Source organism: Actinomycetospora endophytica (assembly GCF_021026375.1).
GTDB classification, from domain to species: Bacteria; Actinomycetota; Actinomycetes; order Mycobacteriales; family Pseudonocardiaceae; genus Actinomycetospora; species Actinomycetospora endophytica.
This window is the reverse complement of the sequence record NZ_JAJNDB010000004.1, coordinates 152,211-177,875: the sequence shown is the minus strand read 5'-3', so window position 1 is coordinate 177,875 and position 25,665 is coordinate 152,211. Positions and strand designations below refer to the sequence as shown.

Sequence of the window (25,665 nt, the reverse complement as noted above, 5' to 3'; positions counted from 1 at the left end):
TCCGTCAGGCCCGGTAGCGCGCGACGGCGTCCTCGTCCCAGGCGACGCCGCTACCCGGCTCGTCGGGCAGCACCACCGCGCCGTCGACGACGCGGGCCGGTTCCTGCAGCACCCCGGCGGCCACGTCGAGGTACTCGAGCAGGAACGCGCCCGGGGAGACGGTGAGCAGCGCGGCGCTGATCTCCGGCCAGAAGTGGCTGGAGACCGGCAACCCGGCGGCGCGGGCGAGCGGCGCGGCCCGCAGCCAGCCGGTGACGCCACCGATGCGAGCGACGTCGAGCATCGCGTGGTCACCCGCGCCGGCGGTGATGCTCGCGGTCATCTCGTCGGCCCCCCACCAGCTCTCACCCAGCTGGATCGGCGTCGACACCGACGTCCGGATGCGGGCGTGCCCGGCCGCGTCGTCGGCGCGGGTCGGCTCCTCGACCCAGAGCAGGTGCTCGTCGGCCAGGGCGTTGATACGCCGGATCGCCTCGGGGACGGGCAGCGTCTGGTTGTAGTCGATCGCGATGTCGGCATCGGGCCCGACGGCGGCGCGCAGCGCGTGGATGACCTCGCGGTCGCGGGCGAGCCCGGCGGCGCCGACCTTGACCTTGTAGGCGTCGAAGCCCTGGTCGGCGAGGCGGGTGGCCTCGGTCCGCACGTCGTCGGGGGCCATCGACCGGAGGCTCCCGTAGGCGCGGACCGGGAGGGGCTCGCCGCCGAGCACGCGCACCAGAGGGAGCTGCGCGCGCCGGGCCAGCGCGTCCCAGAGCGCCATGTCGATCCCGGAGATCGCCATCGTCCCGAGTCCCTGCGGGCGCAGCAGCCGCAACCGGGCCCGCAGCGTCGCCTCGACGGCGCGCGGTGCGGCGGACGTCCCGACGACGGCCTCGCCCAGCTCGGTCACCAGGCTGGTCAGCGCGGCCAGCACCATCGGCGTGTAGCAGAACAGGTAGCCGTGGCCGGTGATGCCGTCGTCGGTGGTGATGTCGATCAGCACCAGCGGCGCCGTCGGCACCTCGCCGCTCGCCGTCTGCAGCGGCGGGTCGAGTGGGGCGAGGACCGGGCGCGCGACCACCCGCTCGACGGTGGTCATCAGGTCCCGCAGTAGGTGACGAACGGCCCGGTGCCCGGCTCCGTCCAGCGCTCCAGGCCGGGCCGCTCGTCGAAGGGACGGCGCACGACGTCGAGCAGCTCGTGGAACGGCGCGAGGTCACCGGCCTCGGCGGCGGTCAGGGCCTCGTCGACGAGGTGGTTGCGCGGGATGTAGACGGGGTTGACCCGGTCCATCGCCGCCACCGCGGCGGGGTCGGTGAGCGCATCCCGCCGGGCCGCCCAGGAGTCGAAGGCCTCGCGGTCGAGGAACAGGTCGCGCGCGGTGCCCTGGGAGAGGGCCCGGAAGAACGTCGTCCAGTCGGTCTTCTCCGTCCCGAGCAGCGCCAGCAGGTCGGCGATCAGCTGGTAGTCCGGCTCGGCGAGGCCGATCTTGGCCGCCATGCCGTCGGCGAAGTACCCGTCGTAGCTCTGGGTGAAGGACTGCACGACCGTCGTCGCCTTCTCGATCGCGGTGTCGCTGTCGGCGTCGATCAGCGGCAGCAGGCACTCGCCGAGCCGCGCCAGGTTCCAGCGGGCGATCATCGGCTGGTGGCCGAACGCATAGCGGCCGGCGTGGTCGATGGAGCTGAACACCGTCGTCGGGTCGTAGCCGTCGATGAAGGCGCAGGGCCCGTAGTCGATGGTCTCGCCGGAGATCGTGGTGTTGTCGGTGTTCATGACGCCGTGCACGAACCCGACGAGCAACCACTGCGCGACGAGCGAGGCCTGGGCGTCGACCACGCAGCGGTAGAGCTCCAGGTAGGGCTCGTCCGCATCGGCGGCGTGCGGGTAGTGGCGGGCGATGGCGTGGTCGGCCAGCGCGCGGACCGGCGTGGGCTCCTCGTGGGCGGCGGCGTACTGGAAGGTGCCGACCCGCAGGTGGCTTGACGCGACCCGGGCGAGGATGGCGCCGGGCAGCGCGCCGCCGTCGCGGTCGACCTTCTCGCCGGTGGTGCTCACGGCCAGGCCGCGGCTGGTGGGGACGCCGAGCGCGTGCATCGCCGCGCCCATGGCGTACTCGCGCAACATCGGGCCGAGCGCCGCCTTGCCGTCGCCGCCGCGTGCGAAGGGGGTGCGGCCGGAGCCCTTGAGGTGCAGGTCGTGCCGGGTGCCGTCGGGGGCGACGATCTCGCCGAGGAGGACCGCCCGCCCGTCGCCGAGGCGTGGTTGGAACATGCCGAACTGGTGCCCCGAGTAGGCCTGCGCCACGGTCCGGACACCCTCCGGCACCCGTCCGACGAGCAGTCCGGAGGTCCGCAGCGTCTCCGGGTCGAGGCCCAGCTCGGCGGCGAGCTCCTCGTCGAGGACGACCACCTGCGGGTCCCGGACGGGTGCGGCCGCCCAGGGCACGACGAGGTCGGGCACCGCCTGGGCGTAGGTGTCCTCGAGCGTCGGGGTTCCGAGTGCCGTACTCACGACCCCGACGCTACCTGCCGCGTTAGCATGCTTCCCAACATCCGGATTAATCGTCTCACATGATGGGAATCACCGTGACCGCGTACAGCCAGGGTCATGCCGCGAGCGTGCTGCGCTCGCAGACGTGGCGCACCGTCGAGAACTCCGCCGCCTACCTCGCGCCGCACCTGGCGCCCGGGATGCGGGTGCTCGACGTCGGGTGTGGTCCGGGGACGATCACCGCGGACCTGGCCCGTCGGGTGGCGCCGGGTGAGGTCGTGGGCGTCGACCCGGACGCGGGGGTGCTGGAGCGGGCGCGGACGAACGCCGAGGGGGTGCGCTTCGTCGTCGGGGATGCACTGGATCTTTCCGACGCCGGCGCGCCCTTCGACGTCGTGCACGCCCACCAGGTGCTGCTGCACCTGGTCGACCCGGTCGCCGCGCTGCGGGAGATGATCCGCGTGACGCGACCCGGCGGCGTCGTCGCGACCCGGGACTGCGACTACGCCGGGATCGTCCACCACCCCCACGACGCGCGGCTCGACCGTTGGCTGGAGATCTACCGGGCCGTCGCCCACGCGCACGGGACCGAGCCCGACGCCGGCCGTCGGGAACTCGCGTGGTCACACGCCGCCGGCGCGACCGACGTGACGGCCAGTGCGTCCATCTGGTCGTTCGCCACCCCCGAGGAGCGGGCCTGGTGGGGCGGGCAGTGGGCCGAGCGGATCGTCGACTCCACGATCGCCGAGCGGGCCGTGGCCGGCGGCTTCGCGACCCCGGACGAGCTCGCCGACATCGCCGACGCCTGGCGCGCGTGGGCGGAGCATCCTGACGGCTGGTTCTCGATCCCCCACGGCGAGGTGCTCATCCGCGTCCCACGGTGACCCCGTGCGGATCCTCGTCGTCAACGTCAACACCACCGCCGCCGTCACCGACGCGATCGCGGCCAAGGCGGCGGCCGTCGCCCTGCCGGGGACCGAGATCGTCGGGGTGACGCCCCGGTTCGGGGCGGAGTCCACCGAGGGCAACGTCGAGAGCCATCTGTCCGCGGTCGGGGTGCTCGATGCGGTGCTGCGGTACCTACGCGCGGTGATCCAGGCGGGTTTCGGGGAGCACGGCCGCGAGGCGCTGCAGGAGGCGCTCGTGGTGCCGGTCGTGGACATCACGGATGCGGCGGCGTCGACGGCGATGTTCCTGGGCGCCGCTACGGGGTGGTGACGTCGCCGGACCGGACGGTGCCGTTGATCGAGGACCGGCTGATGCTGGCCGGGCTCTCGGCGCGATGCGCCTCGGTGCGGGCGTCGGGATCGGGGGTGCTCGAGCTGGAGGCCGCGCCTGCTGCGGCCGGCGAGATGATCGCGGGACAGGCGTCGGCGGCGGTCTCCGACGGCGGGGCCGAGGTGATCGTGCTCGGCTGCGGCGGGATGGCCGGGCTCGCGGAGGCGGTCCGGGACCGGACGGGCGTGCCGGTGGTGGACGGCGTGCCCGCGGCGGTGACGGTGGCGGAGTCGTTGGTGCGCTCGGGGCTGAGGACGTCGAAGGTCCGGACGTTCGCGCCGAAGCGGCCCAAGCGGATCGGCGGGTGGCCGTGGCCAAGATCGACCGGGCACGGGCCTCCCGCAGGCACCATGAGGACATGGCGAACGAGAGCGAGGTCGACGCGTACTTCGAGACGACGCTGGGGATCGGCGACGACGTCCTGACCCGGGCCCTGGAGCGGGCGCGGGCCGAGGGACTGCCGGAGATCGCCGTCTCGCCACTGCAGGGCGAGTTCCTGGCGCTGCTCGTACAGATGGTCGGGGCCCGGCGGGTGCTCGAGGTCGGGACGTTGGGCGGTTACTCGGGCACCGTGATCGCCCGTGCGCTCCCTTCTGACCGGTCTCTGGTCACCCTCGAGGTGGACCAGCATCATGCGGACGTGGCACGGGGCGTGTTCGAGGACGCGGGCGTCGCCGATCGGGTCGAGGTCGTGGTCGGGACCGCGGCGGAGACGATGACCCGGCTCGGTGGGCCGTTCGACCTGGTCTTCGTCGACGCCGACAAGCCCTCCAACGCGACCTACGTCCGCGAGGCGCTGCGGCTCTCCCACCCGGGGACGGTGATCGTCGTGGACAACGTGGTTCGTCACGGGGCGGTCGCCGACCTCGGTGACGACTCGGCGGCGGTGGTCGGGTCGCGAAACGTCACCGAGCTGATCGCCGCCGAGCCCCGGCTGGAGGCCACGGCGATGCAGACGGTCGGGGCGAAGGGCTGGGACGGGTTCCTGCTGGCTCGCGTGGTGAGGTAGCGCGGAAGTTCACTCGTCCGGTCTAGTCTAGGTGTCCGATTCCGGCCGTGATTGTCAGGGGGTCGAACTAGTGTTCGATCCATGACAGCGGCGGTGACGGTGGAGAGCGCCGGCGGGTTCGACGACCTGCCGGCCGGACCGGAGCTGGCGGCTGCGCTGGAGGCGGTCGACCCCGCGTCGTTGGTCGGTGAGGTGGCCGCGGCGTGGCTGCGCGGCGCGTTCCGGGTCCGCAACCACGCCGACTGGCTCCTGCTGGTCACGCTGCGCGAAGCCAGTGGTGCCCGGGCCGGGACCACGGTGCGCGCCGACCCCGACGAGTTCACCCCGAAGATCCCCGCGGCGTCACTGGGCTGGACCGCGACCATGGCCGCTGCCCGGCTGCACCTGGCCCACGGCGTGCTGGAGCGGATGCCCGCGCTCGGTGCGGCGATGCGGGCCGGGAAGCTGGAGGTAGGGGAAGCGTCGGCGTTCGTGACCGGGCTGGAGGGCCTGTCCGACGAGCAGGCCCGCCGGGTCGTGGACGCGGTGCTGCCCGACATCGCCGCGCTGGGGCTCTCCGCGCTGCGGGAACGCATCCTCGATGCCGCCTACGCCGTCGACCCGGTGTGGGCCGCGGCCCGGTTGGCGGCGGCGACCGCCCGGGCCCGGGTCAGCGCCGAGACCGCGCCGTCGGGGGCGGTGGATCTGTGCGGCCGGGATCTCGACCCGAACCTGGCCCAGGCCGCGAAGCTGCGGCTGCGCGCGCTGGCGCTGGCGGTCCGGGCCCGGCTGCGGGCCTCGGGGCGGAAGGTGGCGTTGGGGTTCGTCGAGGCGCGGGTGTTCATCCGGCTCATGGACGGCACCCAGGCCGGCGCCGCCGACGACACCGCGGTCATCGACGCGGTCACCGGCGAACTCACCGCCACCGACGACACCGGCACCAACCCCACCGACGACGGGCCCGACACCCCCGACGACGGCCCGGACTCCCCGGGTGGCGACGACGGGCCCGGCCCGAGCGGCGACGACGGCGGTGGACCCCACCCGAGCGGCGGCCCCGGCCCCGACGACAACGGCGGCCCGGACTGGCCCGGCGACGGCGGGCCGGACTCGCCCGGCGACGGTGGACCCAATTCGCCCGGCGACAGCCCCGAGCGCGGCCCTGACGGCGGCCGCGACGAACCGGACCGCCTCGGCGACCACGAGCTCGGGCCCGGCAACGACGACCGCGGGCCCGGCTCCAGTCCCCACGGGGACGACGGCGGGCCTGGAGCTTCCCCGGGCGGGATGCCGGGCCTCGGCGGCGAGGTCCCCGCCGGTGACGAGCAGACCGACGAGCGCGGATCAGCCGACTACGACGATCCGCAGGGACCGGCAGCCGACGGCGAGCCCCACCCAGGTCCGGCGAGCGACCCGAGCCCCGAGCAACCACCCACCGAGTCCGGCGCGGCCGGGCGATGCGTGGTGTTCGCGCCCGGGATCGGCGTGCGCCTGACGCTGTCGACCCTGCTCGGCCTCGACGACGCCCCCGGCGCCCTGTCGGACATCGGCCCGGTACCCAGCGAGGCAGCCCGCACCGCCGCCCTCGCACGTGGCGCGGCCGGGTGGAAGATCCTCGTCCACGACGAGCACGGCCACCTCCAGCATCTGCTGACGCTGCGCGCCCCGCCGGACGCCGCCCGAGATCCGCGCTACCGCCGCCAAACCGTGCAGCTCACCGCCCCGGCGGCGCTGCTCCACGCCCTCGACCCGGACGCCACCACCGACGCCGACGCCCTCGCCGGGGCGCGCCCGGTGCTGCTCGACGCCCAGATCACTCAATGGCTCGCCCGCGCCCGCGACGCCCTGATCCGCGCCGACACCGCCCACCCCGACGACCACCCGGCCACCACCACCCGCGAACGCGACCGCCGCTTCCCCAGCACCCGGCTCGCCGAATACGTCCGCGCCCGCGACCAGACCTGCGTCGTCCCCACCTGCACCCGCCCCGTCGACGGCTGCGACCTCGACCACACCCTCGACTGGCTCCACGGCGGCACCACCGAAGCCGGCGACCTCGAAGCGCTCTGCCGCCACGACCACCGCGCCAAACACCAAGCCGGCTGGCACTACGACCAACCCCAACCCGGCCGCTTCGTCATCACCGACCCCACCGGCACCCGCCACCACATCACCAGCCGCATCACCCACCCCCGCCCGGCGCCCCTGACACCCGGCCACGCCATCACCCCGACCACCGCGCACAAGCCCGCCCGCGAGGACTGGACACCCCGACGCACCCGCGACGGCCGCATCACCCCCGAAGCCCGAGACACCGCCACCCGCCTCGCCCTCACCAACCGCCACCAGCAAGAACACCCACCCAGCCGCTACAACCACGACCCCGACTTCTGAGATGACTCCGGCAGCTGCACCGGCACGATCGACACATGACCGACGCCGAGCAGGCGGCTCACGACTACGACGACGCGCATGGCGGCCCAGTCCGAGCACGCGACGCCGCGGCCGCCCTCGACGCCCTGCTCGACGAGCACCTGGGACAGGACCGGCGCGTCCTCGACCTCGCCGCCGGGCCAGGTTCGGTCGCCCGGCACCTGAGCGGCACGGTCGTCGCTCTCGACCACGCCCCCGCCTTCACGACGGCCGCCGCCGGTCATCTCCCCGGCCGCGTCGTCCGAGCCGACGCCGAGAACGACCTACCGCTCGGCCCGCGCACCGTCGACGCCGTGATCACGGTCTGGTGGCTGCACATGACGGCGGGCCCGGACCGGTTCGTCGACGAGCACGCCCGACCCCGTGCTCGCCTTCCGTCGCCGCACGGACCGGAGCGGGCTCAGCCCTGCGGCTCGAACCGGTACCCGCGCCCCGGCTCGGTGACCAGGTAGCGCGGACGGGACGGCTCGGGCTCCAGCTTGCGGCGCAGGTGACCGAGATAGACGCGCAGGTAGTGACCCTCGGTCCCGTACGCCGGGCCCCACACCTCCTGGAGCAGCTGCTGCTGGGTCACGAGCATCCCGGGGTGGCGCACCAGGTGCTCGAGCACGCCCCACTCGGTCGGCGAGAGATGCACCTCGACGCCGTCCCGGACCACCTTCTTGGCGACCAGGTCGACCTCGAAGTCCGGGGTCGTCACCCGCGGCTCCCCCTCCGACGGCACCGTCACGCCGCGCCGCACCGCTGCCCGGATGCGGGCGAGCAGCTCGGGCATGCCGAAGGGCTTCGTCACGTAGTCGTCCGCGCCGCCGTCGAGCGCGGCCACCTTGTCCCCGGCGTCGGTTCGCGCGGAGAGCACGATCACCGGCATCGCGCTCCACCCCCGGATGCCCTCCAGGACCTCGAGGCCGCTGACGTCGGGCAGTCCGAGGTCGAGCACGACGACGTCGGGTGCGGGCCGGTCGGCGGCCGCCCGCAGCGCCCCGCCCCCGGTCGCGACCGGCACGACGGTGTGCCCGTGGGCGGTGAGGTTGATCCGCAGGGTGCGCAGCAGGTGGGGGTCGTCGTCCACGACCAGGACCCGGCTCATCGCGCGACCGCCGGGACGGTGGCCACGGGGTCAGGGACCGCTGCGCGAGGCAGCGAGAGCACCATGGTCAGCCCGCCGCCCGGGGTCTCCTCCGCGTCGAGCGTCCCGCCCATGGCCTGGGCGAACCCTCGCGCCACGTGCAGACCGAGGCCCAGTCCGCCCGGTGCCGAGTCGTGCTCGCCGAGCCGCTGGAAGGCGGTGAACAGCTCGGCGTCCCGACCGACGCCGGGCCCGGTGTCGACCACCCGCAGCTCGACCCGGTCCCCGTGGGCGCTCGTCCGGATCGCGACCCGCCCGTCGCCGCCGTGGCGCAGCGCGTTGTCGATGAGGTTCGCGACGATCCGCTCAGCCAGGCCCGGGTCGGCCGACACCTCGTCAGCGGGCACCTCGTCAGGAGCAGCAACGTCGGGAGCAGCGCCGTCGGCAGCAGCGCCCAGGTCGTCGTCGGGATCGACGGGCGTCCCGAGCACGAGACACACCCGCGCCCGGTCCTCCGCACGGGGCACCGCCGCCACCGCGGCCTCGGCGATCTCCACGAGGCTCGCCGTCGTCCGGTGCGGAGTGACCGCCCCCGTGGCCAGCCGGGAGGAGTCGAGGAGGTTGTCGACCAGCGCGACCAGGCGATCGCCCGACTCCTCGACCGTCGCGAGCAGGTCCTCGCGGTCGTCGGGAGCGAGCGCCAGCCCGGGGTCGCGCAGGCTCGACACCGCGGCCTTGATCGCGGAGAGCGGGGTCCGCAGGTCGTGCCCGACCGCCGAGAGCAGCGCCGTCCGCAACCCGGAAGCCTCCGCACGACGGGCGGCGTCCACGGCCTCGGCGCTGATCCGGCGGTTGCGCAGCGCCAGCATCGCCGGGCCACCGACGGCGGCGAACAACCGGGCCTCGGCCGCGGCCAGGGTGCGCCCGTACCCGACCAGGTGCGACCCCTCGTCGATCTCGACGTCGGCATCGGCCTCACCGGGCTCGACGGCCGACGGGACCGACGACGCCACCAGCGACGCGTCCGCCGGCACCTGGTCGGTGACCGTCCACGACGCCTTCGGCCCCCGTTCGAGCACGGCGACCGCGCTGAACCCGAACGCCTCGCGCACCCGCTCGAGCAGCCGCGGCAGCGGGTCGGAGCGCGCGATGACCACCCGCGCGAACGACGCGAGCAGCGTCGCCTCGGCCCGCGCCTGCGCCGCCTGGGCGGCCCGGCGGTCCGCCCGGTCGACCACCGCCGCGACGAGGACCGCCACCACCAGCATCGTCACGACCGCCACGAGGTCCTCGGCGCGGGCGATCGTCAGCGTGTGCAGCGGCGGGGTGAAGAAGTAGTTGAGCAGCATCCCGCCGAACAGCGCGGCGACGACGGCGGGCAGCAGGCCACCGACGAGCGCGGTCAGCACGGTGGCCAGGAAGAACACCACGGTGTGGGTGGACAGCCCGCCGGGCAGGGCGAGACCCCCGACGGTGGCGAGGACCGGGAGCACGACCGCCGTGGGCAGCCCCAGGGCCCACCGACGCCCGAGGACGGACCCGACCCGACGACGACGGCCGTCGTCCGGGGCCGACTCCTCGGTCTCGGTGTGCGGCACGAGGTGCACGTCGATCGACCCCGCCGCGGCGACGGCCCGCGCCCCGATCCCGGGCTCGACCAGCCGGGCCAGCCGCGAGCGCCGCGACGTCCCCAGCACCAGCTGCGTGGCGTTCGCGCCGCGGGCGAAGTCGAGCAGGGCGGCGGCGACGTCGTCCCCGACCACGGTGTGGAACGAGGCCCCGACCTCCTTCGCGAGCTGGCGCAGCTCCCGTCCGGACCCTCGGCCGCCGCTGCGGGTCACGACCCCGTCGCCACGCAGGACGTGCACGCACAGCAGGTCCGCCGCCCCGGCCCGGCGCGCGATCCGCGCGGCCCGACGGAGCACGGTGCGGCTCTCCGGACCACCGGTGACGGCCACGACGACCCGCTCGCGGGCCTCCCACACCTCGTCGATCGCCTCGTCGGTGCGGTAGCGGCGCAGCGCGACGTCGACCTGGTCGGCCACCCAGAGCAGGGCCAGCTCGCGCAGCGCGATGAGGTTCCCGGTCCGGAAGTAGTGCGCGAGGGAGGCGTCGATCCGCTCGGCCGGGTAGACGTTGCCGTGCGCGAGGCGTCGGCGCAGCGCCTCCGGGGTGATGTCGACCAGCTCCACCTGCTCGGCCGCGCGGACGACCTCGTCGGGCACCGTCTCCTGCTGGCGGGTGCCGGTGATGCGCTCGACGACGTCGTGCAGCGACTCCAGGTGCTGCACGTTCACCGTCGAGATGACGTCGATGCCCGCCGCGAGGAGCTCCTCCACGTCCTCGTAGCGCCGCGCGTGCTGACTGCCCGGGGCGTTGGAGTGGGCCAGCTCGTCCACGACGACGACCTGCGGCGCCCGGGCGAGCACGGCGTCGACGTCGAGCTCGTGCAACGTCGTGCCGCGGTGGGTCACGGTCCGGCGCGGGAGGATCTCGAGGCCGGCGAGCAGCTCCGCGGTGCGGGCCCGCCCGTGCGTCTCGACGAGCCCGACGACGACGTCGGTGCCCCGGTCGAGCCGTCGCCGCGCCTCGCAGAGCGCGGCGTAGGTCTTGCCGACCCCGGGGGCCGCGCCCAGGTGGACGCGCAGCTCACCGCGCCGCGGCTCGTCCCGCTCGCTCTCCACGTCCCCCATCCTGGCCCCGGACACCCTCACCCGTCGTCAGCGCGGCGCCGCCGGAGCCCGACATTGACGCGACGTTGACGCCGGTCGGGATGACAGGTGGGCGGGCATCATGGGGGAGGTGGCCACCCCGAGCACCGGCAGGACCGCGACCGCCTGGCGCCGCGACCTCCACGCCCACCCCGAGGTCGGGTTCACCGAGTTCCGGACGGCGTCCCGGGTGGCGGGTCGGCTCGCCGACCTCGGCTGGGACATCCGCACCGGCACCGCCGCGCTGGACCCGGGCGCGCGGCTCGGAGTGCCCGACGACGAGGCCCTCGACCGGGCCTTCACCGCGGCAGCCGGCGACACCGATCGGGCCGGCGACGACCGCTTCCTCCCCCCGATGCGCGGGGGACGCACCGCCGTCGTCGCGACCCTGGACATCGGGCGGCCCGGCCGGCACGTCGCGCTGCGCGCCGACATGGACGCGCTGCCGATCGTGGAGTCGACCGCCGCGGGCCACGTGCCGCACGAGCAGGGGTTCCGCTCCACCCGCGAGGGCGAGATGCACGCCTGCGGGCACGACGGCCACGTCGGGATGGCGATCGAGCTCGCCGAACGGCTGAGCGCCGACCCGCCGGACGGGCGCGTGACGATCCTGCTCCAGCCCGCCGAGGAGGGCGGGCGCGGCGCGGCCGCGATGGTGCCCGCCGGCGTCGTCGACGACGTCGACGTGCTGCTCGCCGCGCACCTCGGGATCGGCCTCGAGAGCCGCACCGTCGCGGCCGCCGTCGACGGGCTGCTCGCCAACACCAAGCTCCGCGCGATCTTCCACGGCCGCGCCGCCCACGCGGCGATGGCCCCGCACGAGGGCCGTTCCGCGCTGCTCGCGGCCGCGGCGGCCACCCTCGCCGTCCACACCATGCCGCCGTTCCCCGGGCACGAGACGCGGGTCGCCGTCGGGGCCCTGCACGGCGGGACGGTGAGCAACATCGTCCCGGACCGCGCGACGATGCTCCTCGAGACCCGCGCCGACGAGGGCGAGGTCAACGAGGAGATCGAGGCCCGCGTCCGGGCGGCCCTCGAGGGCGCCGCCGCCACCTATGGCGGAACGGTCGAGATCGAGCGGACCGGGGCGGTGACGACGGCGACCGGCGACCCGGAGATCGCCACCGCCGTCGCCGCCGCCGCCCGCGCCACCGGGCTCGACGTCGTCACGCCCACCGCCGAGCTCGGCGTGGCCAGCGACGACGCGACCGCGTTCATGCGCCGCGTCCAGTCCCGCGGCGGCCGGGCCACCTACCTCGCGGTCGGCTCCGACCTCGCCGGGCCGCACCACACCCCGGGCTTCGACCTCGACGAGTCGGTGCTCGGGCCGGGCGTCGACCTGCTGGAGCGGGCCGTCCGCGACCTGATGGCGTGACCCGTCAGGCCTGCGCCACCGCGGGCTCCAGCGTCCCCTCCTGGGCGACCGGGGTCTGCTCGATGACCTCCGGACGGTAGTGCTCGATGATCTCCATGAACTCGTCCTGCTCCGCGGTCGGGACCCCCAGGTACTTGAGCGTCCCGCGAATCTCGTAGGCGACCGAGTCGAACTGGTCGTTCGTGATCGCCAGCGTGTCGTGCGCCTCGACCATGCTGAGGCCGGGATAGCACTTCGGCCCACCGGCGGCCTCGATCGACCACGCGGTGACCAGGAACTTGTAGCCGGGCGCGTTCGCCGGGTCGCCGTGGTGGGCGTGCACCCCCTCGTTCGCGTTCACCTCCGCGTTCACGAAGAGCCGGTCGACGAGGACGTCCACCGCCCCCGCGATCGCGTAGGTGCCGCCCAGACGCTCGTACAGGGATTCGCCGCTCATGGTGGTGCTCGCCCTCCGCCGTGGTGGTGATCTGGACCCACTGTGACGGCGCGCACACCCAGCGGTCAATGGCGCGCGACGGAGTTGTGCATCCGTTGAGGCATCGACATACGTACTGTATGTATGTCGATATGAACGCCGACGACGACGAGCTCGGACCGGAACGCGAGGTCGCCCTGCGCGACGGGACGATCCGCTATCACGACGCCGGGTCAGGGCCCGTCGTCGTGTTCGTCCACGGCGCGCTGGTGGACGCCACGCTGTGGGCACGCGTCGTGCCGGTGCTGGTCGACGCCGGCCTGCGCTGCATCACGCCGACCTGGCCGCTCGGCGCCCACCGCGTCCCCGTGCCGCACATGGATCTCAGTCCACCCGGGGTCGCCGCGGTGATCGACGAGTTCCTCGGGACACTCGACCTGCACGACGTGACGGTGGTCGGCAACGACACGGGTGGCGGGCTGGTCCAGATCCTGCTGGCGACGACGCCCCGGGAGCGCGTCGGTCGAGTGGTGCTGACCCCGTCGGACTCGTTCGAGGCCTTCTTCCCGCCGCGGTTCGCCTTCCTGCCGCTGCTCGCGCACATTCCCGGGGCGCTGGCGTCGTTCGCGAAACCCGCGGCTCGCTTCCCGGCGATCAACCGGCTCCCGGTCGGGTTCTCCGCGCTCGCGAAGCACCCGCTGGGCGACGACCGGCTGCGCCGCTGGATGACCCCGACCGCCACCGATCGGCGCATCCGGGCCGACGCCGGCCGGTTCCTGCGCGGGGTCGACCGCCGCCACACGCTCGCCGCGGCGGACCGGTTCGGCGAGGTCGATCTCCCGGTACTCCTGGCCTGGGCGGTCGAGGACCGGGTGTTCCCGATCTCGCTCGCCCACCGCATCGCCGCGCGCCTGCCGAACGCGCGGATCGCCCCCGTCGAGGACAGCTTCTGCTTCGTGCCGCAGGATCGACCCGACCGCCTGGCCGAGCTGATCCGGGAGTTCGTGCGTGACGAGCCAGCCGCCCGACGGGACCCGAGCCGCGCGACGCAGCCAGGCCCAGCGTCGTGAGACGACCCGCGAGGCGCTGCTCGAGGCCGGCCGGACACTCTTCGCCGAGCGCGGGGTGGACGGTGTCTCGGCCGAGGAGCTGGTGACGGCGGCCGGGGTCACCCGCGGCGCGCTCTACCACCACTTCGCCAACAAGCAGGACCTCTTCCGCGCGGTCTACGAGCGGATGGAGGCCGACCTGCGCGACGAGCTCGTCGGCCGGCTCGACACCGTCGAGGACCCGATCGTCGCGCTGGTCGGCGCGGTCGGCTGGTTCCTCGACATCTGCGAGCGCCCCGAGGTGCGTCGCATCGGGCTCGTCGAGGCGCCCGCGGTCCTCGGCTGGCAGACCTGGCGGGAGATCGAGAACGCCTACGCGCTCGGGGTGATCGTCGACCGGCTCGAGGCGGCCGGGCAGGCCGGGGTCGCCCTGCCCGCGCCGGCCTCCGTCCTCGCCCCGCTGCTGTTCGCCTCGGTCATCGAGGCCGCCCTGACGATCGCCGCGGCCGACGACCCCGCCGCGGCGCGGGCCGCAGTCGAGCCGGCGCTCGCCGGGATGGCCGCCCGGACCATGGGCCTCACCTGACTCAGTGGGCGTCCAGGTACCGCCCGACGAGGTACTGCTGGCCCAGCGTCCAGACGCTGTGGGCCAGCACGTAGACCTCCGTGACCAGCGGCAGCACCAGCGCCCCCAGCACCGTGCCGACCGGGATCAGCCACATCCCGATCGCGGTCGCGAGACCGGAGCCGTCGGGCGCCTGACGTCGTCGCGCCAGCCGCGCCGTCAGGTGCGTCGCCAGAGCCGCGACCAGTGCGACCGGGGCCGCCACCGCGAGCACCGCGGGCGAGAACGACCAGTGGCCGAGGATCGCGAAGCCCTGGACGTCACCGCCGAGGACCGTCTGCACCAGGCCGGCCCCGCCGAGGCGGGCGTGCAGGAACGACGCGACGTCGGCGGCGCCGAAGAGGCCGTTCGACGTCGCCCCGGGCACGAAGCCGTGCAGCACGCCGACCGCGCCGAGCATGATCGGGATCTGCAGGAGCAGCGGTCCGAGCGTGGCGAACGGACGGACGCCGTGGGCGCGCTGCAGGTCGGTGGTGGCCCGGGCGAGGGCCATCGGGTCGTCGCGATGGCGCTCGCGCAGCGCGGCGAGCTCCGGCTGCAGGCGGGCCACGGCCCGGCCGGTGCGCATCTGCGCGACCGCGGGCCAGAGCAGGATCGCGCGGACGGTGACGACGAGCCCGACGACGGCGAGCGCCCAGCCGAGACCGGAAGCGGGTCCGGTGAGCAGCGCGGCGGCCTCGTGCCAGGCGGCGAGGAGATAGGAGACGGGCAGGTGGAACCAGGCGAGCACGGGTGACCTCGGATCGGGCCGGAGGGAGCCGCGCACGGGTAGGCGTCACCGCGGCACGGCTGCTGGACGGGCAGCAGCCCGCGCCGGCCCTGTACAGAGGGGGACGTCGGCGCGGGTCAGGCCCGCCCGGGTGCTCTCGGCCGGGGGCGGCCGTCGGTGGTGGGCGCCGTCTGACGACGGAACGCGCCCCGGCGCCCCTGCTCCCGGGCCTGCCGGCCACTGATCCCGACGACGGCCCGCGCGGCCGGGTCCGCGACGGAGACGGCGACCGCGGCCACGGCGACCGCCGCGACGGTCAGGGCGAGGACGGCTCCCACGACGGCGGCCGGGTCGGGTCCGGTGACCAGCCCGGGGAGGACGCCGAGCAGCGTCGGGAGGGCCAGGAGGCACGCGAGCAGGGCCGAGGACCTCGTGACGATCATCGGACGCTCACCTCCCGCGACCGCGAGGCTACCGGTCACCGCCCGTTCTGCTGCGCGTTCCGGTTGCCGTGCAGGTAGGCCGGGTCGATCCACGGGGGGATCACGGTGGGCAGCACGACGGCGACCCGGTGCTCGCGGAAGCCGACCGTCGCGGTGTCGCCGGCGACGCGCACGTCGACCTGTTCGAGGTTCGCGGGCTCCCCGGGATCGTGGCCGATCGCGGCCGCGGCGAAGGCGCGCATCGGCCCGGAGTGCGAGCTGACCACCGCGACCCGGCCGCGTTCGGGCTCCGCCGCGAGCACCTGGATACCCGCCCACAGCCGGTAGACCGCGATCTGCGGCGGCTCGAAGTACCGCGTCGTGGTCGTCAGCCACCGGTCGATCGGGCCGCCGGTCTTGGAGGCCTCGCCGTAGTTGGCGTCGAAGCGGTCGTACTCGCGTGCCCAGTCCGGGGCGGGCCGGTCGGGGTCGAGCGCGAGGCGGCGGGCCGCGACGACGGAGGACTCGCGGGCCTCGCCGTCGTACAGGAACTGCAGGCTGTCGAAGTGCGCGTCGGGCTCGAGGTCGCCGACGACGATGCCGTGCCCGTCGCCGAGCTCCTCGTCGAGGGTCGCGACCAGGCTCGCGCGGAGGGTGACGGCCGTGGCGGTCCCGCGGGCGGTCGGTGCGTGCGGGAGGCGGACCCGCTCCCCGGGCGCCGTCGTCGCGGCGAGATCCTTCCCGAGCGCCCGCCCCGCCTCGCGCGCCTGGGACTCGCCGAGGTCGGTGAGCCCGACGTCGTCGAAGTAGCCGTGGGTCTCCCCGTGCCGCAGGAGCACGACGCGCGTCTCGGGTCCATCGGGTCCGGCCACGCCGCTCAGCCTGCCGCGTGAGGTCCCGGGCGTTCCAGTGCTCTGTTGCCCGGCGGGGAACGGCGACCGTGCCACCCTGGGGAGGTGACCGAGCAGCGGATCCTCTCTCGCGCCGACCTGGACTTCCTGCTCCACGACTGGCTCGGGGTGGACGATCTCCTCGGCCGTCCGGAGTTCGCCGAGCACGACCGCGACACCGTCGACGCCGTCCTCGAGCTGGCCGAGCAGATCGCCACCGAGCGGTTCGCCCCGCACAACCGGGCGGCCGACGTCGCCGAGCCGCACGTCGGCCCGGACGGTCATGTGGTCGTCGTCGACGGCGTGCGCGAGGCGATCGCCGCGTTCGCCGGGGCCGGCTTCATCGGCGCGTCGGTCCCGGCCGAGCAGGGCGGGACGGGCCTGCCGTTCACCGTCGCGCGGGCGGCCCTGGCGTGGTTCCAGGCCGCGAACATCGGGACCGCGTCCTACCCGTTCCTGACGACGGGCGCGGCCAACCTGCTGCTCGCCCACGGCACGCCCGAGCAGATCGAGGCGTGGGTGCCGCCGATGCTCGACGGCCGCGCCTCCGGGACGATGTGCCTCTCCGAGCCGCAGGCGGGGTCGTCGCTGGCCGACATCACGACGCGGGCCGAGCCGCAGCCCGACGGGACCTACCGCGTCGTCGGGACCAAGATGTGGATCTCCGGCGGCGAGCACGAGCTGACCCCGAACATCGTCCACCTGGTCCTCGCGAAGATCCCCGGCGGTCCGGCCGGGGTGAAGGGCATCAGCCTGATCGCGGTGCCGCGGTTCCTCTCCGACGGCGCGCGCAACGACGTCGTGCTCGCGGGCGTGAACCACAAGATGGGCTACCGGGGAACCGTCAACACGCTGCTCAACTTCGGGGAATCCGGCGGCGCCGTCGGGTGGCTCGTCGGCGCCGAGCACGGCGGGCTCGCGGCGATGTTCCACATGATGAACGAGGCGCGGGTCGGGGTCGGGATGGGCGCGGCCGCGCTGGGCGTCACCGGCTACCTGCACTCGCTCGAGTACGCGCGCACTCGCACGCAGGGCCGTCCGGTCGGCGGGCGGGACGTCACCACCCCGATGATCCCGATCGCCGAGCACCCCGACGTCAAGCGGATGCTGCTCGCGCAGAAGGCCTACGCCGAGGCCGGGATGGCGCTCGGGCTCTACTGCTCGCGGCTGGTCGACGAGAAGGACACCGCTCCTTCCGACGACGATCGGGCCCGAGCCGCGCTCCTGCTCGACGTCCTCACCCCGATCGCCAAGAGCTGGCCGTCGCAGTGGTGCCTCACCGCGAACGACCTCGCGATCCAGGTGCTCGGCGGGTCGGGCTACACGCGCGACTTCCCGGTCGAGCAGTTCTACCGGGACAACCGGCTCAACCCGATCCACGAGGGCACCCACGGCATCCAGGCCATCGACCTGCTCGGGCGCAAGGCGGTGATGCGCGGCGGCGCCGGGCTGGAGCTGCTGCTCGCGACGATCCGCGCGACCGTGGGGCGCGCCGATGCCTATCCGGAGTACGCCGCCGCGCTGGAGTCGGCGCTGGTCCGGGTCGAGAAGACCACGACGACGCTGCACGCGGCCGGCGATCCCGACGTCACGCTGGCCAACGCGAGCGTCTACCTGGAGGCGGTCGGGCACGTCGTCGTGGCGTGGATCTGGCTCGAGCAGCTCCTCGCGGTCGACGCCCGCGACGGGGCCGACGGCGGCGGCGCGTTCGCCGAGGGCAAGCGCGCCGCCGCCCGGTACTTCTTCCGCTTCGAGCTGCCGCGGACGGGCCCGCAGTTCGACCTGCTGGACTCGCTCGACACCACGACCCTCGACTGGACGGTCAGCTGACCCCGAGGGCGGCGGCCAGCTTCAGCGGGGCGGCGGCCTCGTCGTGCCGGCTCTGCCTCGACAGTGCGCGGCCGAGCAGCAGCTGGGCGTACCCGTCGGCCGGGTTGGCCTCGACGAGCGCGCGGGCCTGCTCCTCCGCGCGCCCGAGCTGGGCGGAGTGGAAGTAGGCGCGGGCGAGCAGGAGGCGGGCAGCCGAGGCGTCGAGCTCCTCGTCGACGAGGTCGACCAGCACCTGCGCCGCCTCGATCCACTGCCCCAGCTCGGCGTGGTACGTGGCCACGTCCCAGCGGCGGTCGGTGGTCATCGGGTCCTCCCTCTTCAGTTGTCGCTTCAACTGTGACGGTGTCAACGTCGCGGCCGGACTCTTGATTCCGCGTGCCCCTCACCTGCCCGCGCGTGTCAATGCAGGTTGACACCGTCAAGCCTGTCAGCCTAGGTTGACACTCGTGGCTGATGCTGTGGCGATGGCGACGTCGGCGTCCTCGACGGACCCGGCGGTCGGACTGGCGGCGGTGGCGTCCCTGCGGACGCTCACCGAATCACTCGAGGAGCTGCAGGTGGGGCGGGCCCGACGACTGGGCTGGTCCTGGCAGCAGATCGCCGACGCCCTCGGCGTCAGCCGGCAGGCGGTGCACAAGAAGCACCGGGGACTGATCTGAGGGGACATGCCCGTGTTCGAACGATTCACCCAGCCCGCCCGCGCCGTGGTGGTGCTCGCCCAGGAGCATGCCCGCATGCTCGGCGCCGAGGAGGTGGGGTCGATCCACATGCTCGTCGGGGCGTGCGAGACCGACGGCCCGGCCGCGACGCTGCTCGCCGCGCACGGGATCACCGGCGACGACGCCCGGACCGCCGCCCGCACGGCGGGAGCGGCGTCACGTCTCCCCGACGCCGAGGCGCTCGCCGACCTCGGCATCGACCTCGACGAGATCCGCCGCCGCGTGGAGGAGACCTTCGGGCCGGGCGCCCTGGAGGGCACCCGCGCGGCCGGCCGCCGCGCCCGCCGTCGGGCGTGGGGCCACCTGCGGTTCACCGCCGACGCCAAGAAGACTCTCGAGCTCGCCCTGCGCGAGGCGATCCGCCGGGGCGACGGCCACGTCGGCACCGAGCACCTGCTGCTCGGCTTCCTGCATCCGCAGACCGGTGCGGCGGGCGATCTCCTGCGCGCCCGCGGGCTCACCCTGGCCGGCGTCCGGGCCGAGCTGGAGGGACCGGGGCGCGCCGCCGGCTGACCGCGGGGTGTGACCCACAGAACGGCACAGGCCACGACCGTCGGGTGTTTGATCCGTATGACGGCGACGGAGGCAGTGCCCCCGGACACCGTCGGCGAGCCGCAGAGCACGACCCGGCCTCCCGAGCCGCGCCTCGCCCGACTCGCTTCTCGACATCACATCGATGAGAGGAGCGCCCGTCATGGCACTCACCAGCCGTTTCGCGATCGACACCACCGCGCTGATCGCCGGAGCCTTCCTGTCGACCGCCGTCTTCGCGTTCGCCGCACCGGTATCGACCTGGATCGCCTTCGGGATCTTCATCGGCCTGATCGCCCTGGGCGGTCTCGGCGTCATCCTCGACCACCACGCCACCGGATACCTCACCCACGGCCTGCTCGCCGCGGTGGGCATCTGGTCGCTCGTCGCGACCCTGGTCTTCACCGGGGCCACGCTGAGCTGGCTGATCGTGGCCGGCGCGGTGGCCGCGGTCGTGCTCGGCGTCGCCGACCTGGTCGCCCACGAGGTGACCACGGAGCGCGTCGTGCACCAGCTCGAGGTCACGCCGACCCCGGAGGCCGCGTCGGTCTGACCCCGACACGACGAGGGCGCCCCCGACCAGGGGGGCGCCCTTCGTCATGCCCGGCGCTCGGAACGACTCACCAGCCCCACCCCGACCGCGGCCAGGGCGACCCCGGCCACCGCGGCCTGGTGCAGCCCCGCCACACCACCGACCGCCGACGACGACGGCCGCGCTCGGCCGGATCGCGCGCCAGGCCGCGGAGCACCTCGCCGGACCGACGGCCGCGCGCCTGCGGACCTGCGACGACCACGACTGCGGCATGCTCTTCGACGACGTCAGCGGGCGGCGCCGGTGGTGCTCGGCCGCGATCTGCGGGGTGCGCCGCCGCGTGCGCGCGCATCGCAGCCGCGCCACCGCGGCCGAATGACCTCCGGGGTCAGAAACGGTCCGGCGTGTCGAGGGTGCGGTACACGGTGACCTCGGGCGGACCCGTCACGCCGGCCTCCGCCATGACCTTCTTGATGTCGTCCTGCGCGTCGAAGAAGCGGTGGAAGGAATCCTCGTCCGGCCATTCGTCGATCACCACCGCATTCCCGTCCGGGTCGGCGGTGAACTGGTGGTGGATGGTCCCGTGACGCCGACCGTCGGCGGCGATGGCCTGCATCGTGTCGGCGTTCGCGGTGACGACCCGCTCCATCGTGTCCGCACTGACGGGGAACTTGACCGTGATGACGACGCTCATGGACGACTCCTCTGTCGCTGGACATGACAGAATGTCACGCTCGCCCCAGTGATCGGCAGCATCGCTCGCTCTGATGGCCGAACACCATTCGCCAATCAGGACAGAACATTCACTTCGAGTAGCCGGGGGACACCATGACCTCGCCGAACAGGTTCGAGGAGTTCTACCGCACCGGTGAGCCGCCGTGGGTGATCGGCGAGCCGCAACCCGCCGTCGTGGAACTGGAGCGGGCCGGCGGGATCACCGGGCCGGTCCTGGACCTCGGCTGCGGCACGGGCGAGCACACGATCCTGCTCAGCCGCCTCGGGTACCGCGTGCTCGGCGCGGACTCCGCCCCGGCCGCCGTCGAGCGGGCGCGCGCCCGGGCGGAGGCCGCCGGGGTGCCCGCGGAGTTCGCCGTCGCGGACGCCATGGACCCGGGTGAGCTCGGGCGGTACGCCACGGTGCTCGACAGCGCGCTGTTCCACGTCTTCGACGCCGAGGACCGGGCCCGCTACGCCGAGGCGCTGACGGGCGCCGTCGTCCCCGGCGGACAGGTCGTGGTCCTCGCACTGTCGACCCGCGGCCCCGGATTCGGCCCGCAGATCGACGACGACGCGATCACCGGCGCCTTCACCGGGCCGTCGTGGCGCATGGAGAGCCTGGTGGAGTCGACCTACCGCGGACGGGTCACGAACCCCGACCACGCCGCCGCGACCGGCCAGGCGGTCGGCGACCTGGTCGACCTGCCCGCCGTCGTGGCCCGGATCCGGCACGTGGCCTAGGCGTCGGTCGGCCGCCGCCGCATCTCGCGCTGGATGTCGTCCTCGGAGATCGGCCGCTGCCCGTAGAGCTGGAAGGCCTGGGCGCCGAGCGCGATCGCCAGGCCGACGATCGGGAACACCGGCCAGAAGTACCCGGCGCCGCTGATCGCCCAGATCACGACGAGCAGCACCGCCACGCCGGCGAAGATGAGTGCGTTCTGCTGGAAGCTCTGCCGGTGCTTGAGCCGTCCGATGGCGTCGGCGCGTGGGTCGTCGTCGGCCATGTGTCCTCGTCTCGTCGAGGGTCGATGGTGCGACTGTAAGTGAGCACTGCCACGCGATTCAACGGTCGTCCTGGTGCTTCCGGGGCAACCACGAACCAGCGGACGGTGACGCTGGGTCAACCACGCCCGACGGCACCGTCGATGAGCGCGGCTGCCGCCCGACGGGCCCGCACCGCCGTGGGTTCGTCGGTGACGCGGTCGGACGAGAGGAACCCGTCGGCGTCGAGCGTCGCGTACCCGTGCGCGAGCACGACGACCTGCTCGACCAGCCGCAGCGCCCCGTCGGGACCGGCCAGGTCGAGCGCCGGAGGAAACAGCAGGCCGGTCAGCTCGCGCCCCGCGCGCGCCAGCTCCTCGTCGCGCAGCTCCCGCAGCCCGGGCGCGAAGATCACGTCGAAGCCGACGCGGTGCACGGACACCGTCTCGGTGTACGCCCCGGCCGCCGCGGCGAGCCGCTCCCGCGGGTCCGGCCCGGCCTCGTCGAGCGCGCGGGCGATCCCGGCGGCGAGCGCGTCGGCGGCCCGGGTGACGACGGCGGCCAGGAAGCGGTCGCGGTCGGCGAAGTGCCGGTAGGGCGCGGCCGTGCTGACGCCGACCCGGCGCGCCACCTCGGACACCGAGAACGCCGCGACCCCGGTCTCCGCGAGCTGCGCAAGGCCCGCGTCGACGAGCGTCGCCGCGAGGTCGCCGTGGTGGTAGCGGCCTCGCCGCGCCGGACCTCCGGGCACGCACACCTCCCGATGTGACCGGGGTGTCACTCTACGGGGGCGGGAGCGGCGCGGACGTCGTCGCTAGCGTTGCGCCGTGGGGGACGACTTCCTGGAGGCCGGGATCGATTTCGAGCGGGCGAACGCCGCCCGGATCTACGACTACATCCTCGGCGGATCGCACAACTTCGCCGTGGACCGCGAGCAGGCGGCCCGCACCATGGCCGCCTACCCCGACATCACGCGCTCGGCCCAGGCGAACCGCGCGTTCCTCGGGTCGGTCGTGCGCTGGTGCCTCGAGCGCGGCATCGACCAGTTCCTCGACCTGGGCTCCGGGGTCCCGACGGTCGGGAACGTCCACGAGATCGCCCACGCGATCGACCCGGGCGTGCGGATCGCCTACGTCGACTTCGAGCCGGTCGCGGTCGCGCACGCCCAGGAGATCACCGCCGACCTGCCCTCGGTCACCGTGACCCGGGCCGACGTCCGCGACCCGGAGTCGGTGTTCGCCGCCCCGGGGTCGCCGGCCTGCTCGATCTCGCGCGGCCGATCGGGGTGCTCATGGTGGCGCTCCTGCACTTCGTGACCGACGACGCCGCCGCGCTGGTCGGGCGCTACCGCGACGCGCTCGCACCGGGCAGCGTCGTCGCGATGAGCCACAACAGCGAGGACCAGGACGACCCGGCCCTCGCGGCGGCACTGCACGGCGTCGCCGAGGCGATGCGCGGGAGCGCCACCGAGCTCACCCTGCGCACCCGCGCCGAGCTGGCCGCGTTCTTCGCCGGGCTCGACCTGGTGCCGCCGGGGCTCGTGGACGTCGCCGAGTGGCCCGCGCCGGGGGCGGCGGCCCCGGTCGGCGTCTACGGCGCGGCCGGGATCGTGCCGGGCTGATCCGCATCCCACGGCCCGCTTCTCACCACCGCTTCGCCGCGGAAGGCGCACCATGGGGTGATGAGTGAGGACGCGGGCCGGGTACCGGCCGAGCCCCCGGATCTCCGGGTCGGCCACGAGGAGCGGGCGGCGGCCATGCGCGCACTCGACACCCACTTCGAGGCCGGCCGCCTCGACGTGACCGAGTACGGCGAGCGCTCCGGGGTGGCCGGGACCGCGACCCACCGCCACGAGCTCGAGGAACTGTTCACCGATCTCCCGGCGCCGCACCCGGAGTTCTCCCCGGCCGCGGGCCCGCCGGCGGTCCCCGAGAAGGCACCCGACCGCCATCCGCTGGGCCACCGTCACACCGCGATGGCGCTCCTGCCGCTGCTGGCCGTGATCGGCATCGTGCTGCTCGTCGTGGTGGGCGGTCAGCCCGCCGGCCTGGCGTTCTTCCCGATCGTGTTCCTGCTCGCCGGGCGCTTCGGACCGCGCCGGTTCTGACGGCCCGACCCCGACGTTAGGGTGCCCCGGGCCGCACCGGGGTGGCCCCGACGACACCGGAGGCCGGGATGAGCCGCGACATCAGGACCGTGATCGACGGGCTGACCTTCACCGAGTGCCCGCGATGGCACGACGGGCGCCTCTGGTTCGTCGACTTCTACACCGCGCGCGTCCTCTCGGTCACCGAGGACGGCGGCGACCTGCGCACCGAGGCCGAGGTCGAGCAGCAGCCCTCGGGCCTGGGCTGGCTGCCCGACGGCCGGCTGCTCGTCGTCTCGCAGCGCGACCAGCGGATCCTGCGCCGGGAGGCGGACGGCACGCTGGCCACCCACGCCGATCTGTCCCACGTTGTGTCCTCGCAGCTCAACGACATGGTCGTGGACACGACCGGCCGGGCCTGGGTGGGGAACTTCGGCTTCGACCTCATGGGCGGGGCAGCCATCGCGACGACCGCGCTCCACCGGGTCGACCCCGACGGCAGCGTCCATCTGGCGGCGAGCGACCTGTGGTTCCCGAACGGCAGCGTCGTGACCGGGGGCGGGAAGACGCTGCTCGTCGACGAGACCCTGGGCAACCGCGTCTCCGCGTTCGACATCGCCGACGACGGCGGGCTGGGCCGGCGCCGGACGTGGGCGTCGTTCGGCCCGGTGCCCACCGAGACCGCTCAGGAGAAGGCCCTCGCCGAGCTGTCGGTCGCGCCCGACGGGTGCACGCTCGATGCCGAGGGCTGCCTCTGGATCGCCGACGCCCTCGGCGGCCGGGCCCTGCGGGTCCGGGAGGGCGGCGAGATCGTCGACGAGGTCTCCCCCGGCACCGGCGTGTTCGCGTGCGGGCTCGGCGGCTCCGACGGCCGGACGCTCTACCTGTGCGCGGCGCCGGACTTCCTGGAGCACAACCGTCGCGCGGCCCGCGAGGGCGCCCTGTTGGCCACGACCGTCGAGGTCCCGGCCGCCTGAGCCCTCAGTCCCGGGCGGGCGCCGTCCAGAACGCCCGCCCGAGGATCAGGCCGAAGACCGCCCACGCGGCGAGCGTGGCGAGGAAGCCGACCGGGCCGAGCCCGTCGCCGACGGTGAACATGACCGTGCAGGCCACCGGCAGGACCAGCACCCACCAGCGCACCACCCGCGCGCGGGCCAGGCCGGCGACGAGCAGCACCGGGCCGAGCGAGAAGCCGAGCATCATCGGGACCATCCAGCCCGCGGTCAGCGCCGGCATCGCGAGTGCCTTCTGACTGAGCGCCATCGCGGTGTCCGGACCGAGCGCGGCGGCCATCTGCGCGTCGAACCAGTCCTCGGTCACGGCGCCGGACAGGTTCGCGAAGCCGAGGAAGCCCAGGAACCCACCGACCACGGCGAGAGCCCGGCCCCGTCGGGACGTGAGCGCCAACCCGGCGAGCAGCAGCCCGACGGCGAGGGAGAGGAACCCGTAGTGCAGCACCGTCGCCGCGACATCGGCGCCCGCGGGGTCGGCGCCGTAGGCGACGTACATGCCGCGCGGCTCGGGCTCGGTCGAGTGCGGGTCGAACACCGTGCTCACCGCGGCGAGGACCGCCCCGAGCGGCAGCACGATCGCGGCACCCCTCGCGGCCAGGGGGTACACCCGGCCCGGTGGGGACGACTCGGTGCCGGACTCCGCTGACGTCTCGGGGGCGAGCTGGTGGCGGGCGCCGGGGGTGGTGGGGCTGGTGACGGTCATGGGACTCACGCTCCGGGGATCGGTCGGCATCGACCCGTGAAGAATCGCCCCGGTCCGCCGGGATGTCCGTCCCGCCGGTGACGGTGCGTCTGTCACCCCCGCGACAGTTCGTCCCGA

Annotated in this window: 28 protein-coding genes and 2 pseudogenes; 17 read left to right on the top strand and 13 right to left on the bottom strand. The window is 74.3% G+C overall.

The window, feature by feature from the left end; all coding sequences use genetic code 11:
• Positions 1 to 4 precede the first annotated feature (4 nt).
• Both LQ327_RS19045 and LQ327_RS19040 read right to left on the bottom strand, forming a co-directional pair.
• Entirely contained in the window at positions 5 to 1,078 is a 1,074-nt protein-coding gene (locus LQ327_RS19045) for an enolase C-terminal domain-like protein (protein ID WP_230736611.1), read from the bottom strand.
• Complete coding sequence (locus LQ327_RS19040) at positions 1,078 to 2,493, bottom strand: protein adenylyltransferase SelO (RefSeq protein WP_230736609.1); 1,416 nt, start codon at positions 2,491 to 2,493, stop codon at positions 1,078 to 1,080. Before LQ327_RS19040 ends, LQ327_RS19045 begins: the two co-directional genes overlap by 1 nt.
• 74 nt (positions 2,494 to 2,567) lie before the next feature.
• On the opposite strand from LQ327_RS19040, the gene LQ327_RS19035 reads away from it, so the two are divergent.
• From LQ327_RS19035 to LQ327_RS19015, 5 genes and pseudogenes are all read left to right on the top strand, one after another.
• Entirely contained in the window at positions 2,568 to 3,356 is a 789-nt protein-coding gene (locus LQ327_RS19035; RefSeq protein ID WP_230736607.1) for a methyltransferase domain-containing protein, read from the top strand.
• A gap of 4 nt (positions 3,357 to 3,360) precedes the next feature.
• Positions 3,361 to 4,175: pseudogene (locus tag LQ327_RS19030) on the top strand (aspartate/glutamate racemase family protein).
• Entirely contained in the window at positions 4,109 to 4,759 is a 651-nt protein-coding gene (locus LQ327_RS19025) for an O-methyltransferase (protein WP_230736604.1), read from the top strand. The pseudogene LQ327_RS19030 and the gene LQ327_RS19025 overlap by 67 nt, the downstream one beginning before the upstream one ends.
• 81 nt (positions 4,760 to 4,840) lie before the next feature.
• On the top strand, positions 4,841 to 7,132 hold the full coding sequence (locus LQ327_RS19020) for a DUF222 domain-containing protein (protein WP_230736602.1): 2,292 nt from the start codon (positions 4,841 to 4,843) through the stop codon (positions 7,130 to 7,132).
• 35 nt (positions 7,133 to 7,167) lie between these two features.
• Complete coding sequence (locus tag LQ327_RS19015; protein WP_230736600.1) at positions 7,168 to 7,623, top strand: class I SAM-dependent methyltransferase; 456 nt, start codon at positions 7,168 to 7,170, stop codon at positions 7,621 to 7,623.
• Here LQ327_RS19015 and LQ327_RS19010 read toward each other — a convergent pair.
• Positions 7,572 to 8,261 (bottom strand): response regulator, encoded by a 690-nt coding sequence (locus LQ327_RS19010; RefSeq protein ID WP_230736598.1) that lies wholly within the window; start codon positions 8,259 to 8,261, stop codon positions 7,572 to 7,574. The two genes, LQ327_RS19015 and LQ327_RS19010, sit on opposite strands and share 52 nt — an antisense overlap.
• The gene (locus LQ327_RS19005; protein WP_372460705.1) at positions 8,258 to 10,933 is read right to left on the bottom strand and encodes a sensor histidine kinase; all 2,676 of its coding nucleotides are present in this window, start codon (positions 10,931 to 10,933) and stop codon (positions 8,258 to 8,260) included. Before LQ327_RS19005 ends, LQ327_RS19010 begins: the two co-directional genes overlap by 4 nt.
• A gap of 109 nt (positions 10,934 to 11,042) precedes the next feature.
• Here LQ327_RS19005 and LQ327_RS19000 point away from each other — a divergent pair, with 109 nt between their 5' ends.
• Positions 11,043 to 12,326, top strand: a complete 1,284-nt coding sequence (locus LQ327_RS19000; RefSeq protein ID WP_230736594.1) for an amidohydrolase — start codon at positions 11,043 to 11,045, stop codon at positions 12,324 to 12,326.
• Between the two features lie 4 nt (positions 12,327 to 12,330).
• Here the strand turns inward: LQ327_RS19000 and LQ327_RS18995 are convergent, their stop codons facing one another.
• Complete coding sequence (locus LQ327_RS18995) at positions 12,331 to 12,762, bottom strand: group I truncated hemoglobin (RefSeq protein WP_230736592.1); 432 nt, start codon at positions 12,760 to 12,762, stop codon at positions 12,331 to 12,333.
• Between the two features lie 119 nt (positions 12,763 to 12,881).
• Here LQ327_RS18995 and LQ327_RS18990 point away from each other — a divergent pair, with 119 nt between their 5' ends.
• On the top strand, positions 12,882 to 13,811 hold the full coding sequence (locus tag LQ327_RS18990; protein ID WP_230736591.1) for an alpha/beta fold hydrolase: 930 nt from the start codon (positions 12,882 to 12,884) through the stop codon (positions 13,809 to 13,811).
• The gene (locus LQ327_RS18985) at positions 13,750 to 14,376 is read left to right on the top strand and encodes a TetR/AcrR family transcriptional regulator (RefSeq protein WP_230736589.1); all 627 of its coding nucleotides are present in this window, start codon (positions 13,750 to 13,752) and stop codon (positions 14,374 to 14,376) included. Before LQ327_RS18990 ends, LQ327_RS18985 begins: the two co-directional genes overlap by 62 nt.
• A gap of 1 nt (position 14,377) precedes the next feature.
• Here the strand turns inward: LQ327_RS18985 and yidC are convergent, their stop codons facing one another.
• The 3 genes from yidC to LQ327_RS18970 all read right to left on the bottom strand — a co-directional run bounded on the left by yidC (position 14,378) and on the right by LQ327_RS18970 (position 16,418).
• The gene (gene yidC / locus LQ327_RS18980) at positions 14,378 to 15,145 is read right to left on the bottom strand and encodes a membrane protein insertase YidC (RefSeq protein WP_230736587.1); all 768 of its coding nucleotides are present in this window, start codon (positions 15,143 to 15,145) and stop codon (positions 14,378 to 14,380) included.
• Positions 15,146 to 15,261: 116 nt separating this feature from the next.
• On the bottom strand, positions 15,262 to 15,567 hold the full coding sequence (locus tag LQ327_RS18975) for a DUF6412 domain-containing protein (RefSeq protein ID WP_230736585.1): 306 nt from the start codon (positions 15,565 to 15,567) through the stop codon (positions 15,262 to 15,264).
• Between the two features lie 35 nt (positions 15,568 to 15,602).
• On the bottom strand, positions 15,603 to 16,418 hold the full coding sequence (locus tag LQ327_RS18970) for a histidine phosphatase family protein (RefSeq protein WP_230736583.1): 816 nt from the start codon (positions 16,416 to 16,418) through the stop codon (positions 15,603 to 15,605).
• Positions 16,419 to 16,502: 84 nt separating this feature from the next.
• Between LQ327_RS18970 and LQ327_RS18965 the strand changes: the two genes are divergently transcribed.
• Positions 16,503 to 18,266 (top strand): acyl-CoA dehydrogenase, encoded by a 1,764-nt coding sequence (locus LQ327_RS18965; RefSeq protein WP_230736582.1) that lies wholly within the window; start codon positions 16,503 to 16,505, stop codon positions 18,264 to 18,266.
• Here the strand turns inward: LQ327_RS18965 and LQ327_RS18960 are convergent.
• Positions 18,259 to 18,570: a tetratricopeptide repeat protein gene (locus LQ327_RS18960; RefSeq protein WP_230736580.1), complete on the bottom strand. Its 312-nt coding sequence runs from the start codon at positions 18,568 to 18,570 to the stop codon at positions 18,259 to 18,261. The genes LQ327_RS18965 and LQ327_RS18960 overlap by 8 nt on opposite strands.
• A 160-nt stretch (positions 18,571 to 18,730) precedes the next feature.
• Between LQ327_RS18960 and LQ327_RS18955 the strand changes: the two genes are divergently transcribed.
• The 4 genes from LQ327_RS18955 to LQ327_RS18940 all read left to right on the top strand — a co-directional run bounded on the left by LQ327_RS18955 (position 18,731) and on the right by LQ327_RS18940 (position 20,427).
• Positions 18,731 to 18,925, top strand: coding sequence for a helix-turn-helix domain-containing protein (locus tag LQ327_RS18955; RefSeq protein WP_269070541.1), 195 nt, complete (start codon positions 18,731 to 18,733; stop codon positions 18,923 to 18,925).
• A gap of 12 nt (positions 18,926 to 18,937) precedes the next feature.
• Positions 18,938 to 19,498 carry a Clp protease N-terminal domain-containing protein gene (locus tag LQ327_RS18950; protein ID WP_230736576.1) on the top strand — a complete coding sequence of 187 codons (561 nt, stop codon included), beginning with the start codon at positions 18,938 to 18,940 and terminating at the stop codon, positions 19,496 to 19,498.
• A 181-nt stretch (positions 19,499 to 19,679) separates the two neighbouring features.
• Positions 19,680 to 20,069: a hypothetical protein gene (locus tag LQ327_RS18945; RefSeq protein WP_230736574.1), complete on the top strand. Its 390-nt coding sequence runs from the start codon at positions 19,680 to 19,682 to the stop codon at positions 20,067 to 20,069.
• 172 nt (positions 20,070 to 20,241) lie between these two features.
• Positions 20,242 to 20,427 (top strand): CGNR zinc finger domain-containing protein, encoded by a 186-nt coding sequence (locus LQ327_RS18940; RefSeq protein WP_308286352.1) that lies wholly within the window; start codon positions 20,242 to 20,244, stop codon positions 20,425 to 20,427.
• A 9-nt stretch (positions 20,428 to 20,436) separates the two neighbouring features.
• Here LQ327_RS18940 and LQ327_RS18935 read toward each other — a convergent pair whose 3' ends face one another.
• Positions 20,437 to 20,742 (bottom strand): NIPSNAP family protein, encoded by a 306-nt coding sequence (locus LQ327_RS18935; RefSeq protein WP_230736571.1) that lies wholly within the window; start codon positions 20,740 to 20,742, stop codon positions 20,437 to 20,439.
• A gap of 134 nt (positions 20,743 to 20,876) precedes the next feature.
• Here LQ327_RS18935 and LQ327_RS18930 point away from each other — a divergent pair, with 134 nt between their 5' ends.
• Complete coding sequence (locus tag LQ327_RS18930) at positions 20,877 to 21,506, top strand: class I SAM-dependent methyltransferase (RefSeq protein ID WP_230736570.1); 630 nt, start codon at positions 20,877 to 20,879, stop codon at positions 21,504 to 21,506.
• Here the strand turns inward: LQ327_RS18930 and LQ327_RS18925 are convergent.
• A complete protein-coding gene (locus LQ327_RS18925) occupies positions 21,503 to 21,769 on the bottom strand; it encodes a 2TM domain-containing protein (RefSeq protein WP_230736569.1) in 267 nt (88 codons plus the stop codon). The genes LQ327_RS18930 and LQ327_RS18925 overlap by 4 nt on opposite strands.
• Before the next feature lie 116 nt (positions 21,770 to 21,885).
• Positions 21,886 to 22,497, bottom strand: a complete 612-nt coding sequence (locus LQ327_RS18920; RefSeq protein ID WP_230736568.1) for a TetR/AcrR family transcriptional regulator — start codon at positions 22,495 to 22,497, stop codon at positions 21,886 to 21,888.
• 76 nt (positions 22,498 to 22,573) lie between these two features.
• On the opposite strand from LQ327_RS18920, the pseudogene LQ327_RS35260 reads away from it, so the two are divergent.
• The 3 genes and pseudogenes from LQ327_RS35260 to LQ327_RS18900 all read left to right on the top strand — a co-directional run bounded on the left by LQ327_RS35260 (position 22,574) and on the right by LQ327_RS18900 (position 24,809).
• Positions 22,574 to 23,367, top strand: a pseudogene (locus LQ327_RS35260) (SAM-dependent methyltransferase).
• Positions 23,368 to 23,427: 60 nt separating this feature from the next.
• Positions 23,428 to 23,853, top strand: coding sequence for a DUF1707 SHOCT-like domain-containing protein (locus tag LQ327_RS18905; protein ID WP_230736565.1), 426 nt, complete (start codon positions 23,428 to 23,430; stop codon positions 23,851 to 23,853).
• Between the two features lie 68 nt (positions 23,854 to 23,921).
• A complete protein-coding gene (locus tag LQ327_RS18900) occupies positions 23,922 to 24,809 on the top strand; it encodes an SMP-30/gluconolactonase/LRE family protein (protein ID WP_230736564.1) in 888 nt (295 codons plus the stop codon).
• Between the two features lie 4 nt (positions 24,810 to 24,813).
• Here the strand turns inward: LQ327_RS18900 and LQ327_RS18895 are convergent, their stop codons facing one another.
• Positions 24,814 to 25,548, bottom strand: a complete 735-nt coding sequence (locus LQ327_RS18895; protein WP_230736563.1) for a hypothetical protein — start codon at positions 25,546 to 25,548, stop codon at positions 24,814 to 24,816.
• Positions 25,549 to 25,665: the final 117 nt, after the last annotated feature.

Bases quoted from the DNA above. Each gene is read 5' to 3' on its own strand.
- LQ327_RS19045 (WP_230736611.1), bottom strand. From the start codon at position 1,078: ATGACCACCGTCGAGCGGGTGGTCGCGCGCCCGGTCCTCGCCCCACTC.
- LQ327_RS19025 (WP_230736604.1), top strand. From the start codon at position 4,109: ATGGCGAACGAGAGCGAGGTCGACGCGTACTTCGAGACGACGCTGGGG.
- LQ327_RS19020 (WP_230736602.1), top strand. From the start codon at position 4,841: ATGACAGCGGCGGTGACGGTGGAGAGCGCCGGCGGGTTCGACGACCTG.
- LQ327_RS19015 (WP_230736600.1), top strand. From the start codon at position 7,168: ATGACCGACGCCGAGCAGGCGGCTCACGACTACGACGACGCGCATGGC.
- LQ327_RS19010 (WP_230736598.1), bottom strand. From the start codon at position 8,261: ATGAGCCGGGTCCTGGTCGTGGACGACGACCCCCACCTGCTGCGCACC.
- LQ327_RS19005 (WP_372460705.1), bottom strand. From the start codon at position 10,933: ATGGGGGACGTGGAGAGCGAGCGGGACGAGCCGCGGCGCGGTGAGCTG.
- LQ327_RS18995 (WP_230736592.1), bottom strand. From the start codon at position 12,762: ATGAGCGGCGAATCCCTGTACGAGCGTCTGGGCGGCACCTACGCGATC.
- LQ327_RS18990 (WP_230736591.1), top strand. From the start codon at position 12,882: ATGTATGTCGATATGAACGCCGACGACGACGAGCTCGGACCGGAACGC.
- LQ327_RS18975 (WP_230736585.1), bottom strand. From the start codon at position 15,567: ATGATCGTCACGAGGTCCTCGGCCCTGCTCGCGTGCCTCCTGGCCCTC.
- LQ327_RS18960 (WP_230736580.1), bottom strand. From the start codon at position 18,570: ATGACCACCGACCGCCGCTGGGACGTGGCCACGTACCACGCCGAGCTG.
- LQ327_RS18955 (WP_269070541.1), top strand. From the start codon at position 18,731: ATGGCGACGTCGGCGTCCTCGACGGACCCGGCGGTCGGACTGGCGGCG.
- LQ327_RS18945 (WP_230736574.1), top strand. From the start codon at position 19,680: ATGGCACTCACCAGCCGTTTCGCGATCGACACCACCGCGCTGATCGCC.
- LQ327_RS18935 (WP_230736571.1), bottom strand. From the start codon at position 20,742: ATGAGCGTCGTCATCACGGTCAAGTTCCCCGTCAGTGCGGACACGATG.
- LQ327_RS18930 (WP_230736570.1), top strand. From the start codon at position 20,877: ATGACCTCGCCGAACAGGTTCGAGGAGTTCTACCGCACCGGTGAGCCG.
- LQ327_RS18925 (WP_230736569.1), bottom strand. From the start codon at position 21,769: ATGGCCGACGACGACCCACGCGCCGACGCCATCGGACGGCTCAAGCAC.
- LQ327_RS18905 (WP_230736565.1), top strand. From the start codon at position 23,428: ATGAGTGAGGACGCGGGCCGGGTACCGGCCGAGCCCCCGGATCTCCGG.
- LQ327_RS18900 (WP_230736564.1), top strand. From the start codon at position 23,922: ATGAGCCGCGACATCAGGACCGTGATCGACGGGCTGACCTTCACCGAG.
- LQ327_RS18895 (WP_230736563.1), bottom strand. From the start codon at position 25,548: ATGACCGTCACCAGCCCCACCACCCCCGGCGCCCGCCACCAGCTCGCC.